Raw genomic sequence first — 13,290 nt, 5'->3', positions numbered from 1 at the left:
GAGTACAGTGTCAGGCCCATCCGCCTCACTCTTTCTCTCGCCCCTCGGCCGGACCGCCGGCCTCTGCCGGAAGCGACGGATACATGGCTCTGGTGGTGCAGGACCGCACGTTCCTCGACGCTCTCAGCGACGAAGCGCGGAAGGATCTTTTCCGGATCAGTGTCGAGCGGACGTTCCGGGCGGACGAGCACCTGCTGCACGAGCAGGACGACAGCAGCCATGTGCTGGTACTGCTCGAGGGGTGGGCCGTGGTGTCCACGGCGACCGACCGGTCGTCGGCGCGGCTGATCCTGGCGCTGCGCAGGCGTGGAGAGGTCGTGGGCGAGATGGCCGCGCTGGGCGGCATCCGGCGCAGCGCCTCCGTCACGGCGCTCGGTCCGGTCCGCACCCTGGTGGTGCCGGGCGCCCGGTTCCGCGCGTTCGCCGGGCGCGATCCGCAGGTGTCGGCCGTGCTCATGGCTCAGCTGGTCTCGCGGCTGCGCACCGCCGACGAGGAACGGCGCACGCTGGCCTCCCTGACCGTGCTGCAGCGGGTGGCCCGGCGGCTGCTGGAACTCGCGGACCTCCAGGGGGCGCCGTCCGCACCGACGGCCACGCACGGGACGGGAACCGGGGACGCGTACCCGGTGCTCGCGCAGTTCGCCCAGCACGACCTCGCGGACGCGGTCGGCGCCACCCGCGAGGCGGTCGCCAAGTCGCTGCGGCTGCTGCGGACCGCCGGGGTCGTCCGCACCCGGCCCCGCCGCATCGAGCTGATCGACCACGACGCGCTGCGCCTGCTGGCGGCCGGCGGAAACATCGGGTTCTAGGCCCTCGCGCACGTTCTCCGACGACCGCCGGCGCCGCTCCCGCCCCCACTGCGCACCTCCTCCGACGACGGTTCGGCCCCCACCCCGCCCCCCGCTCGCGGGCACCCCTTCCCTAGATCACCTCAACTGGTCCACGTCAAGGGGTCCCTGAGGTTGTGTTGGAGTGCGGGGCGCAGAACGGCGCAGCGCGCGGGGCGTGCGTTGCAGGCGCTGGATCCATGTGCTGCCACCGGATGTGTAAACGGCCACATCGCGAGCCGGCGTGAGCCGCCATGCTGACGGTCAGTCAGGCACGACAGGGGGGTGGCCGGATGGCCGACGGAGCCGTCTACAAGACCTTGATGAGCGTGGACACCCGGGGCTCGGGCGGTTACCTCGACGGCGCGAAGAAGCGGATGCGCGCCCGGATCTACGACCTGGCCCACGCCTCGTTCGAGGCGGCGGGCGTGGCGAGGTCGATGCTGCACCTGGAGGACCGGGGGGACGGCTTCATCGCCGCCGTGGACGCGCGCATCCCGCCGGTCCGGCTGCTCGGCACCTGGCTGGCGGAGGTGCACCAGCGGCAGCGGACGGGGAACGAGGACCTGGCCCGCCCGCTCGGGCTGCGCGTCGGACTCCACGTGGGTCCGGTGACGCACGACGAGGAGGGTCTGTCGGGCCACGCCATGGACCTGGTCTGCCGGCTCGCGGACTCGGAGGTGACCCGGACGGTGCTGGACCGCTCGGGGCGCGATCTGGTCCTGGTGGTCTCCGAGTCGCTGCACCACGAGATCGTCCGGCACGGAGGACGGTTCGTGGAGCCGTCCGCGTACCGCCCGGCCCGGGTCGAGCTGAAGGAGGGCCCGGTGACCGCGTGGTTCCACGTGCCGGGCGAGGCCCGGCCCGCGGTGCCGGGTGACGAAGGGTTCGACACACTTCCCGTGGACGCGCCTTCGGGGGAGCACGGGGGCGGCGCGTCCACGGGAGCCGAGGCGGAGGGCCGGCCACCCGGAAGGGGCCCGGGGCATGCCGAGGCCCCGGGCGACCGGCCCTTCGCCGACGGACCCGCACGGCAGGCGGCCGGGAAGGAGGCGTGGCCGGTCGGCGCCGGATCCGGCGCCCACTGGGACATCACGGTGCAGGGCGGCCCCAGCGTCGTCCAGGACCGTGCCACCTTCCAGGGACCGGTCCACTTCGGGGGCGGCACGGGCGCGGCAGGCCGGGGCGACGGGGACGCCGACGGCCGGAGGTCCGGGGACCGCGCCGCCCCGCCCGGCACCCGGCTGGAAGGGCACGGCGACGACCTCACGGACGGACGACGGTGAGCGGCCAGAACGAACACGGGGGCGCCGAGGGCGCCGGAGCCCAGGACGCACCCACCGGGCAGGACCGGTGGCGGGCAGGGGACGAACCTTCGTGGCAGGACGGTGAACGGCGGCCGGTTCCGGATTCCGCCGAGGACGCCGACGGCGAGGCGGGCCCGGGCGGCGCCCGGGACCGGATGGGCGAGGCGGAACGCGCGGAGCAGCGGGACCGTCAGGAGCAGCGCTTCCGGGAGGCGACCCGGGACCCGCTGGCCGACTCGGGGGTCCCCGGTGAGGCGCGCGCGGCGGCCCGGGTCCAGCGGGCCGCACAGGCCCGGTTCGACATCCGGGGCAACAGCAGCGTCTTCGACCGCACGAGCTTCGACCGCGCGCACTTCGGCGACGTGTACATCGGCGCCCGGGACACGGGAGCACCCGTCTTCGGTGACGTGCCCGAGGACGAACTGGACCGGCTGCGCCAGGTCTACCGGGCCCCGGCGGGCTATCCCACGCTGAAGCGGGCGCTGCGCGCACGCCGTGTCCTGGTGCTGGGCGGCCCGCCCGGCACCGGCCGCCTCACCACCGGGCTCTGCCTGCTGGACGAGGTGACCGCCGCCGCCCGGAGCACCGCGCCCGGGGCCGGTACTTCCGCGCCCGGGACGGCGGAGCCCGACGACCGCGGGGGCACGGGGGTCCTCCTCACCCGGGGCCGGGTGACCCGGCTCGCGCCGTCCGACCTGGGGCGGCTCACCGCCGATCCGGGCGCGGTCGCCGACGGTGTGCCGGACGGCGGCGGTCTGCTGGTCCAGCTTCCCGCGAGCGCGGCCGGCTTCACGGCTCCGCAGGAACTGCACCTGGACGCGCTGGCCGCGCGACTCGCCGCGAAAGGGGCGTACGCGGTGCTGGTCGTCTCCCCCACGTCGCCCGCCGGTCATCTGCTGCAAGGGCGCTACGGGCTGCCGTGTCCGCCGGCGCCCGCAGGGGAACTGCTGGAGTGGCAGCTCGTACGACACCTCGCGGACTGCCCGGACCCGGACGCTCTGGGCCGGGGCGAACAGATCCTCAAGCACCCGCTGTTCCTGGACGCGCTGGGCATCCTGCCGGAGGCGCTGCGGCCGTCCGAGACGGAGCTGGTCGCCGAACGGGTGGCCCAGCACGTGCGAGGCGAGGTGAGCCGGGACGAACTCCTGGACAGCTGCGGCCACATCGCGCGCCGACAGGCCCGCGAGTGGTTCTCGGGGGCGGCCGACCCGCTGCCCCCGACGCCCGCGCCGGACCGGGAAGGGGCGGACGCGTTCATGGACGATGCCGCGGCACGGGTGCGGGAGGCCTCGTTCCGGATCGCGCTCGCGGTGCTGGACGGGGAGGCGCTCAGCTCGGTGGCCGACGCCGCCGAGCTGCTCGCCCAGCAGATCCTCGCCGTACGGATGCCCGGACGGGCGCACGGGCGGCCGGTGTTCGCGGAGGACCTGGACGGCCTGCTCGCCGCCTGCCGGGCGGAGGCGCGCACCGGTGAGGAGGTGTCGGTGGGCGGGGTGGCCGTGCCGGTCCGCACGGTCAGCTACCGGGGCACCGCGCTGGCGGGCTCGGTGCTGGCCGAGGTCTGGCACCGCCATCACGCGGCACGTGGCCCGCTGGTGCGCTGGCTGCGCGGGCTGGCGGGCGACCCCCGCCCACAGGTGTGGGTACGCGCGGCCGTGGTCGCGGGTGAACTCGCCACCGCCGACCTCGGGTACGGCTTCGCGGAGCTCATCCGGCCGCTGTCGGCGGCCGAGGACACCCGGCGCCGCTACTTCGCCGCGACCGCGCTCCACCAGGCCGCCGGCCGCGAGCCGCACCGGTCGGCGGTGCGGGGTGTGGTGGAGGACTGGGCGGACGCCCCGGTGCCGGCGCTGCGCTGGACGGCGGCGCTGGCCCTCGGTTCCGGCCGGATCGTGGACGACACCCGCCGGGCCATGGAGCTGCTGTGCGGCATCGGCGGCCGGGACGACGGCGCCCATGCGCTCGTCGCCTCGTTCGGGGCGACCCGGCTGGTGGCCGGCAGCCGGGCCGGGGAGGCGGCCACCGTGCTCTGCGAGTGGGCCGAGCACGGCACCGACGAGCAGATCGACCTCACCATGCTCTGCGCCGTACGGCTGTTCTGCGCGCGGACCGACGACATGTGGCAGGCGGAGTCGGGCGACGGCCCGGACGAGCCGCCCGCCGAGTCCGCCCTGTCCGCACCGTCCTTCGCCGGCCGGGTGTGGAGGCCCGGCGGGGTGCGGCTCGCGGGCAGGACGCCGGGGCAGCCGGGCGGCGCCGGGCCGCACGCCCTGACCCGGACGGACGAACGGCCGCCGGTGCCCCGGGCGCCGGTCGCGACGACCGACGCGGAGCTGGCCCGGAGGGCGCACTGGCCGCTGGCCCTGGCCGTGGCCGTGACGGTGGAGAGCGCGGCCGAGCCCCTGGCGGACCTGCTGTGGCGGGCGCTGGCGAACCGGCTGTCCCACGAGGCCGCGACGGAAGGCCTGGCCACGTGGCTGCGGGCCGCCGAGGCGGACGCCGCGGTACCTGGAGTGCCGGGCCGCGCCTATGTGTTCGAGCAGGCGGCCGGGGAGTCGCCGGCGGACAGCGATGCCGCCGGACCTCGCGGGGAGATCCTCCAGGCGCTGCTGTGGCTGCTGCCCCGGATGATCCGCGGCCGTCGGGACGCCGAACGGCTGCGCTGGCTGCTGCGGTTGCTGGTGGACGCGCCGGAAGAACCGATGACCGCTGCCTTCGCCCGCCATGTGGTGGCGGCGATGGCGGCGACGGGACGCGGCCAGGGCGGCCGGGGGGAGGAGCAGAGGTGACGGTGGAACAGGGAGAGGGCATGACCCTCCCGGACAACCCCGCCGGGCCGTTCCTGCGTGAACGGGCCGTACAGGGGCGGAGTTTCAAGCACTACGGCGCGCAGGTGGCCTCGGTGCTCTACTACCAGGACGGCGGGCACAGTGTGATCACCGCGCGGGGCGCCGACCACCGCGACCGGCTCAGCCGCTGGTCCCGGCCCACGAGTGTCTGTGAGGTCGCCTGCGGACGGCACACGACCACGTTCACGCTGAAGCTGCCGGCGCACGGCGCGGCGACCTTCTTCGACACCCGGGTGACGCTGCGCTGGGAGGTCGTCGACTACCGGCTGGTCGTGGAGAAGCGCCTGTTCAGCGTGGAGAACGACCTCGGTCCTGAGATCGTGAACCGGCTTCAGGGCGTCACCGCCCGGTACTCCGTGGACCAGGCGCACGAGGCCAACCAGGCGGTGCAGCGGGACATCAAGGCGGGGCACTGGGCGGGACTCGGGCGCGAGGTGGGACTGCGCACCGACGTGTTCGTCGAGGTCGGCACCGACCGCACACAGATCGCCTTCGTCAACCGGACCCGCAGGGACGAGGCGGAGATGCAGCGGGTGACCGCCCGCTTCCGTGGGTTCGCGGCGATCGCGCACGGCACCGACGCGGAGAAGTACGCGTATCTGATGGCATCGGGCGACAGTGCCGAGGTCGGCCGGCTCGTCAAGATGATGCTGGAGAGCCAGGCCGAGGACCAGCGCGCCAACCGGGAGTTCCTGATCCGGATGGCGCACGAGGGGCGGATCAACACGCCTGAACTGGACGCCTACATCCGTCAGATGGTGCTTCCCGGGCAGGGGACGGCGCAGCTTCCGTCGTCGGGGTTCGAGCCCCGTACCGCGCTGCCGCCCCCGCCGGTCGCGCAGGCCCCCGCGGCATCCGCCGGGGCCTTTGCGCAGGACTGGCCGGACGCCACGGCGGCGCGGGACACCGGGACGTACGACACCCCGGGGCGCGGGACGGCGCGGCCCTCGGCCGGACCGCCGCACCAGGTGGAGGACGACTGGTGGGGCGAGCCGCAGGACGTCGTCGCGCCGCCGGCCGCCGCGCCCGCGGCGACGGACTCGTACGGCACGTCCGGACACACCGACGGCCACGGCTTCGAGTACGTCCAGGCCGAACCCTCCGGCCGCCCGGAGTCCGGGCACACGGAGTCCGGGCACACGGATTCCGGGCACACGGAGTCCGGGGCGGACCCCGGCCCCTGGGCGGGATCCCGTGGCGGGGCCCACGAGGACGACGACATCTGGGGCGACCCGTCGGACGGGAGCACGGACGGCCGGGACGGCGGACGATGACGGCCGCACCCCACGCGCCGGGGACCATCGTGCCGGAGGCCCGCTACGTCGCCGAGCAGCTGCTCGCCTCGGTCCGTGAGGACACCGGCCGGGCGGACGCCAAGGCGTCGGTGCTGCTGTCGGTGACCCTGGCCGTGCCGCCGCTGGTGGTCGGGACGGGGCAGCTCCCGCCGGACCGGCCCTCCGTGCCGGGACTGGTGCTGCTGGTGGCCGGGTTGCTGATGTGGCTGGCGGGCTCCGTGTCACTCGTTCGGGCGGTGCTGCCGCACGGCGGAACTGAGCGGGTGGGGCCCGGCATCACCTTCTTCGCCGACGTCGTCGCGGTGCACGCGGCGACCGGAGCGGGCGGCGTGGCCGAGGCCGTGGGCAGAGCGGGCGAGGACGTCACCGCCTGGCTGCTGACCCAGGCCGTGGACCACAGCCACATCCTCGTCCGGAAGTACCGGTGCATCCGCTGGGGGGCGGTCTGGCTGGTACCGGGGGCGCTGGCGGCGACGGCCGGGCTGCTGCTCGGCTGATCCCGGCACGCAGGGGGGCGAACAGGCGGCACCGGCTGCCGGCACCGGGACACGCGGGGCTTCACAGGCCTCGCGCACCCGACATTCAGGCATATGGAGTGACAGTGGAGGGGGACGACATGAACGCACACGACGCCGCACCGGCGTACGGCGGTGCGGGACGCACGGCACGGGGACGAGGCGGACGCGCGGCATCCCGGGCCGGTACGACGGATGACGCGGGTGCGGCGACGACGGGGCGCCGTGGGACGGTCGACGTCCGCACCGCCTCCGGTGCCCGCGCGCCGGACGGTTCGAGCCCCACGGTGCCCCTGAGACGCCGGGGGCTGCCCGGGGTCCGGCGGACCGCCGTCGTGCTGGCGCTGCTGCTCCTCGGGCCGGCCGTGCTCGGGCGGACGGCGCAGCCCACGCCGCTCGCCCCGGTCGCGGCCGGCGCCACGGACGCCGTGGACCTGGCCGTCGCGGTGGACGAGTCGAACAGCCTGAGCGAGGCCGACGTGGAGCGGGAGCGGGACGCCGTCGGACGGATCGCGGTCGGGGAGATCTCCCCGGCGTCGCGGATGACCGTCCTGGGGTTCGCCAGCGCCGACAACGACGACCAGAGCCCGGTGGACGAGGTGTGCCCGACGACCGCGCTCGACGCGGTGGCACAGGAGAAGATGGACGGCTGCCTGCGCAAGCTGGCCCGGCGCGGCAAGGGCCAGGGCACCGGGACCGACTTCCCGAGCGCGATCCGGCAGGCCGTGACCCGGCTGGGTGAACACGGCGGCGACCGACCGCGCATCCTCTTCCTGCTCACCGACGGCAAGCTCGACGTGAGCGACAGCCCCTCCTACGGCACGGACAAGGAGAGCCGCGAGGAGAACGGCCGCCGCGAGCTGGTCAAGGCGCTGGCCGAGGCCCGCGCCGCCCGGGTGCAGATCTGGCCGCTCGGCTTCGGCGACGACGTCGACATGGACGCACTGCGGGACATGGCGGAAGGCGGTTACCGGGGCGGCTGCACCAACCTCGAGGCGGCCCGTCCGCGCGCGGACCGGGCGACGGACTCCCAGGCCCTGGGCGACGCGGTGCAGCGCGCCTTCGCCGGGGCCCGTTGTCTGCTCAGCGACCCGCCGCGCAAGGACACCCCGCCGGCGGACATCTCCGTACCGCTCTCGCCACTGGCGACGCTCGCCACGATCGTCGTCTCCAAGGGCGACCGCGCGGTGCGGGCCAGGTACGTCGACCCGAGCGGCCGGGAGATCGAGCCCGGAAGCCGGTCCGACGGCTCCACGTTCACGCTGAACGGGGCGGGCGGCGAGGTGGAGTCGCTGCGCATCACCGACCCCAGACCCGGGCGCTGGCAGGTCCGGCTCGACGCGCCGGAGGGTCACCGGGACCAGCTGGCCAGTGTCTCCGTGCAGTGGCGGGGAGCCGTGCGTTCCTCCATCGTCCTGACGCCCGCCTCACCCCGGCCGGGTGAGAAGGCCCGCGTCGAACTGACCCTCCAGACCCGCGACGAGCAGGGCGTCGTCGACCCGGCTGACCTGCGCAGGCTGAAGGTGTCCGGGCAGCTGACGGGCGACGGCTTCGACCCCGTGCCGCTCGCGCTCTCGGACGACGGGGAGGACGGCGACAAGGACGCCGGTGACGGCCGTTTCACCGGCACCGTGACGGTCCCCCGCACGGCGAAGGGCGCCCTCAAGGCCGTCGGGGTGCTCGGTGCCGTCGGACTCACCGCCGACCACCGGCCGTTCCTGACCCGCACCGCCGCGCGCAACCCCGAGGTGCGCGCCGGGCTCCGCGTGGACGACGCGCAGGCGCACCCCGGCGGCAGCGTGCCGTTCAGGCTGCTGGCGTCCAACGACTCGGACCGGCCGCACACCCTGCGCCTGTCGCTGCGGGACACCGAGCCGGGCGCCCTCGCCCTCTCCCTCACCGAGGTGACGCTGGCCCCCGGCGAGTCCGTGGACCAGGCCGGCCGGCTGACCGTGAGCTCCGGGCTGGGCCCGCGGGAGCTGAGCGCGCGGCTGGAGGTGTCGGACGCCGACGAGGCCGCCCGGCCGCTCGACGCGAAGCTGGTCACGGTGGACGTCACCCCGGTTCCCTCGTGGCCCGCGCGGGTCTGGGACCGCTGGTGGTGGGCGCTGGTGACCGGCGCCGTGCTCCTGGCGGTACTGGCCGGCTGGTTCGTGTGGCATCGCAGGCAGGCGCGCGAGGGGGTCTCGCCGGGGGGACTGCTGCTCCGGCTCACCGTGTCCGACGACTCCGGGGAGCGCACCACCAGCGAGACGACGGTGCCGCGCAGGCGCGACCCCTGGTACCGGTTCGACGTGTCGGACCCGGACGGCCCCAACCCGCGGCTGAACCCTTCCCCCATGGGCCGGTACGCCGTGCAGCGCGACCCGCGCACCGGCGTGCGGCTGCGCACGCCGGACGGGCGGGACCAGTCGTACGCGCTGGCCCGTGACGTGCCGTTGGAAGGCCACGTCCGGCTGCGGGTGGAGCGCGGCGCCGACGGACGGACGGCCGCCCCGCGGACGGGAACGCCCCGCTGGCTGGCGGACCTGCTGCCCGGACAGCGCCGGCCCGTCACGGCGACGTCCGCCCGGAGTGACGCGTACGGCACCGGCGGCCGGGACCCGTACGGCGGCTCCCCCGCCGGCGGCTCGCCGTACGGCGGCTCCTCGTACGACGACGAATTCGACGAGGCCACCTGAGACCCGGCGGCCGGCGCGTGCGGCCGCCACCGACCCACGACAGGCCCGCCCATGGGACCTGAGACCCGTCCAGCGCCCGGTGCCCACGCACCGGACAGGGGGGAAACGAAGCGATGAAGATCTTCCAGCCGATGCTGTTCGTCGGCCTCGGCGGCACCGGCGGTTTGATCGGCGCCGAACTGGAGCGCCGGCTGCGCGCCGAGCTCTGCGGCCCGGACGGCACCGCCCTCACCGGCAACGGCAGGCTGCCGCACGAACTGCCCGCCTGCCTGCAGTTCGTCTACGCGGACTACAGCGACGCGGAGCTGCACCGGCTGCCGCACCTGAGTGCGGACGCGACGCTCCGGCAGGCCTACAGCCGCACCTCGCGCGCCACGCACAACCTGCTGCCCGCGGACTACGAGAGCTCGCCCGAGGTGACCCGGATGCTGCGCGCGCTGCTGCGCGAGGAGGTGTCCGACTGGCTGCCGCCGCAGAGCGGCGAACCCAAGATCAACCCGCTGCGCAACGGCGCCGGCCAGCTTCCCACGGTGGGCCGCGCCGCACTGTTCGCCACCTTGGCCAACGGTCCCGCGCCGGTGCTGACCCCGCTGCACCGGGCCATCGACGCGATCGCAGGGGCCGGCGGGGAACTCCAGGAGGTCGGCGGCGACACCATCAACGGCTGCGACGTGTTCGTGGCCTTCTCGGTGGCAGGCGGCACCGGCACCGGCATCTTCCTGGACTACCTGCATCTGATCGGGCAGGCGTTCAAGGACAAGAGGTTCCGGGGCGCGCGGATCTATCCGCTGGTGGTCATGCCGTCGGCGTTCCCCGAGGCCAAGGGCGGCGGCCGGGAGGCCGAACTCAACGCCGCCCGCGCGGTGGTGGACCTGTCCCGGCTGGTCGACGAGCAGAACGCGCCGCACGCGGAGGCGGAACTGGGCGACGTGGACCTCAGGGAGTCGCTGCGCATCCGCTATCCGCAGACCCACCCGGTGTCGCTGCGGCCGGGCACGGTGCCCACCGCCTTCCTGTTCAGCCAGACGGCCGGTATCCGCCCCGATGATCTGCGCCGCTCCATCGTGTCCCTGGTGGTGTCCCTGATCGGCACCGACCTCAATCTGGGCGAGGCGAAGGGCGGGGGACGCGACGACGACTACCAGACCTTCGCCAGCAACTTCGTCAACGGCGACGTCAGCCGCCGGACCCGTTCCGCGACCGGTATCGGCCGCAAGGGCATCTCCACCAGCCTGGTCGCGTCGATGACGGCGCCGCTGGACGAACTGGCCGAACTGGTCGCGGCCAAGATGCTGGCCCACGCGGTGACCGGGCTGACCGACCCCTCCACCGCCGTGCCGCACGAGACGGCGCCTCTGGTCCGGGAGATGTTCACCGCCGCCGGGCTGGGCGAGCTGTGGCGGCGCGAGCCGCTGGAGGTGACCGACCCCGACCCGCTGCCGCGCGGCAGCGGCGAGATCGAGACGGCCCTGCGGGACCGGCTGGAGCAGATGCGGCGGCTGCTGGCCGACCTGGAGCGGCAGGTCGCCCACCGCATGCCGATGCTGGTGGAGGGCTTCGCACCGCGGACGGCCGCGGAGCAACTGCTGGCGAAGACCGACCTCTTCACACTCGGCCGGGTGGTGTCGGGCGTGCCGGACGAGACCAACGCCGTGGCCCGGCTCGGCTTCCTCGGCATGCTCGACAACCGCCGGCAGGACCCGGCACGGCCGAACGGGGTCGACCTCCAGCCGCCGCCGGTGCCGAGGATCAAGGGCCGGGTGGTGGGGCCGCGTCCGCGCTGGACGGACGACGAGGTGGCCGTCGTGCTGGAGGCCCAGGACCGCTGGTACAAGTGGCGGGCCCACAAGGTCTGGCACCGCGCCTGGAGTGAGCACGAACCGCGCTGGAGGCAGGCCGCGAACCTGCTGCGCAACGAGGTGCACGCGCTCGTCGACGCCTTCCGCAAGCACGTGGACGACCAGCCGCGCGCCCACGCGGCCCAGGTCAAGGAGCTGTACGACGACCGCACCGGCGTCTCGTACCTGCTGCCCCCGCAGGGCAACCTGGGCCGTTTCTACCAGGCGCTGATGGAGCGTCTGGCGGAGAGCCATCAGCTCGGACCCAACGGCGACGAGGCCGCACTGATGCACAAGCTGGTCGACGCCGAGCTGCGCCGCGGCGCCTTCGCGATCGGCAGGCACCACCCGGACGCGGCCGTGGCGGAGGTGAAGGCCGCGTTCAAGCACCGGGTGCAGCGGTTGTTCTCCGAGCGGCCCGACGGACGGCAGTCGCGCGCGCTGCTGCCGAGGATGAGCACGCTGCTGGCCGCCGAGGCCGGTGACGCCGAGGCGGCCCAGCAGGTCAGCGCACGGGCGCTGGAGCAGTTCCGGTACAAGCTGGCCGGCCTGCTGCCGGCCGGGTTCACCCCCGAGGGCAACGGACGGCTGAAGGTGCTCATCACCTATCCGGGCTCGCGCCGGACGGCCGTGGACACCTATCTGGAGAAGCATCTGCGGCTGCCGCAGGACAGCCAGCGGACCATCGAGTTCCGTGCCGTCGACACCGACTCGATCTCCGTGGTGCTGTTCCGCAGCGAGATGAGCCTCACGGAGGTGCCGGAGGCCCGCAAGGTGCTGCGCCAGTGGGCCAAGGCTCAGGAGAGCCGCCGCGACGAGGACGTGCTGCGCTGGCGGCAGCGGCTCGGGTACCGGGACGACTGGCTGGCCAGTACGCCCGACGACCGGGCGCACATCCTCAACCGCCTGCTGTGCGCGCTGTGGAACGGCCAGATCGACTACCAGGGCGACCCCGCGTCCCCGCAGCGGCTGCGCATCCGGCTGCACGACGACCCCAGCGAGGACGCGCTCGGCATCCAGCTGGCGCTCACCGACCACCAGGACGGCATCTCCAGCTGGGCCGGGCTGCTGCGGGCGTACGAGCGCTGGGTGCTGCTGGCCGAGGAGAACATCGTGCAGAGCTACTGCAAGGTGGTGATGAACACGCTGCCGCGTGGGCTGGGCACCTCGGGAAGCGAACCCTCGGAGCTGTATCTGCAGCTGGTCCACGAGGTGGCGCCGCGTCAGCTGCGGCTCCTGGACGAGCGGGAGCGGCGCTACGGCGCGCGGGTGGCCGATTGGACGCGCCGGCTGCGCGAGTTCTGGGCGGAGACCCTGCCCGACGCGCTCGGCCTGCCCTTCCCGGAGGGCGAGAACCCCGCCCACCCCACCCTGCGCGACCTGGAGGAGTGGGTCCGCGAGAACCGGAGCGGCGGCGCGTACGCAGGGCCCCCGGAGGAGGACGCGTGGACCACCGGCCGGATCCCGGGCGGGTCCCAGGCCGGGGCCTGGGACCGGTCCTCGCAGCAGCGGCCCGCCGAACTCCCGCAGCGCTTCGAACCGGCGGACGGCGGGCGGCAGGCCGGCCCGTACGGCGGCGCGCCGCACGACGGGGCGCCTCGCCGCGACGACGGCTGGGACGTGCCGTCGCACGGCAGGCCGGGCGTCGAGGCCGGCCGGCGGCGTGCGTCCGCCCGCCCGGTCCGCGCCCGCCGGTGAGGTGCCCGCGCACGGACGGCGGCGACGCGGACCGCGGGTGGCGTCGCCGGCCGCCACGACGAACGGACCGGCACTGGCCGACACCCCCGGCTGCCGGCCCGGCGGACCGTCCACGTCCGGAGGGTGGTGCGGCCGGCCCGGCCCGGCGCGGCGTACCGCCCGCCGGCCGGCCGGTACGCCCCGCGCCGGCCGGACGGCCCGCGCAGGGACCGGCGCCCGCCCGGGCGCCGGAGTACCCGCCCTTCCCGCGCAGCGCCGAACCCGACACCGGCTGGCCGGG

Annotated in this window: 7 protein-coding genes; all 7 read left to right on the top strand. The window is 75.0% G+C overall.

All coding sequences use genetic code 11. The annotated features are described in order from the left end of the window. The first annotated feature begins 83 nt into the window (after nt 1-83). The 7 genes from AY578_RS25190 to AY578_RS25160 all read left to right on the top strand — a co-directional run bounded on the left by AY578_RS25190 (nt 84) and on the right by AY578_RS25160 (nt 13,010). A complete protein-coding gene (locus tag AY578_RS25190; protein ID WP_019526391.1) occupies nt 84-809 on the top strand; it encodes a Crp/Fnr family transcriptional regulator in 726 nt (241 codons plus the stop codon). A 311-nt stretch (nt 810-1,120) separates the two neighbouring features. Beyond that, nucleotides 1,121-2,113, top strand: a complete 993-nt coding sequence (locus tag AY578_RS25185; protein ID WP_202503681.1) for a hypothetical protein — start codon at nt 1,121-1,123, stop codon at nt 2,111-2,113. After that, on the top strand, nt 2,110-4,923 hold the full coding sequence (locus AY578_RS25180; protein ID WP_258905604.1) for a hypothetical protein: 2,814 nt from the start codon (nt 2,110-2,112) through the stop codon (nt 4,921-4,923). Before AY578_RS25185 ends, AY578_RS25180 begins: the two co-directional genes overlap by 4 nt. Nucleotides 4,924-4,943: 20 nt before the next feature. Next, on the top strand, nt 4,944-6,257 hold the full coding sequence (locus AY578_RS25175; RefSeq protein ID WP_161231851.1) for a hypothetical protein: 1,314 nt from the start codon (nt 4,944-4,946) through the stop codon (nt 6,255-6,257). Then, nucleotides 6,254-6,775, top strand: coding sequence for a Pycsar system effector family protein (locus AY578_RS25170; protein ID WP_161231852.1), 522 nt, complete (start codon nt 6,254-6,256; stop codon nt 6,773-6,775). The genes AY578_RS25175 and AY578_RS25170 overlap by 4 nt, the downstream gene beginning before the upstream one ends. A 305-nt stretch (nt 6,776-7,080) precedes the next feature. Beyond that, entirely contained in the window at nt 7,081-9,474 is a 2,394-nt protein-coding gene (locus AY578_RS25165) for a vWA domain-containing protein (protein ID WP_161231853.1), read from the top strand. A 113-nt stretch (nt 9,475-9,587) separates the two neighbouring features. After that, the gene (locus tag AY578_RS25160; protein WP_258905603.1) at nt 9,588-13,010 is read left to right on the top strand and encodes a tubulin-like doman-containing protein; all 3,423 of its coding nucleotides are present in this window, start codon (nt 9,588-9,590) and stop codon (nt 13,008-13,010) included. Nucleotides 13,011-13,290: the final 280 nt, after the last annotated feature.

The sequence above is a fragment of the Streptomyces thermocarboxydus genome, from assembly GCF_024760485.1.
Taxonomy (GTDB): Bacteria; Actinomycetota; Actinomycetes; order Streptomycetales; family Streptomycetaceae; genus Streptomyces; species Streptomyces cellulosae.
The sequence above is the reverse complement of the archived record's forward strand: the minus strand, read 5'-3'. Positions and strand labels throughout refer to the sequence as shown.

Bases quoted from the DNA above. Each gene is read 5' to 3' on its own strand.
- AY578_RS25190 (WP_019526391.1), top strand. From the start codon at position 84: ATGGCTCTGGTGGTGCAGGACCGCACGTTCCTCGACGCTCTCAGCGAC.
- AY578_RS25185 (WP_202503681.1), top strand. From the start codon at position 1,121: ATGGCCGACGGAGCCGTCTACAAGACCTTGATGAGCGTGGACACCCGG.
- AY578_RS25175 (WP_161231851.1), top strand. From the start codon at position 4,944: ATGACCCTCCCGGACAACCCCGCCGGGCCGTTCCTGCGTGAACGGGCC.
- AY578_RS25170 (WP_161231852.1), top strand. From the start codon at position 6,254: ATGACGGCCGCACCCCACGCGCCGGGGACCATCGTGCCGGAGGCCCGC.
- AY578_RS25160 (WP_258905603.1), top strand. From the start codon at position 9,588: ATGAAGATCTTCCAGCCGATGCTGTTCGTCGGCCTCGGCGGCACCGGC.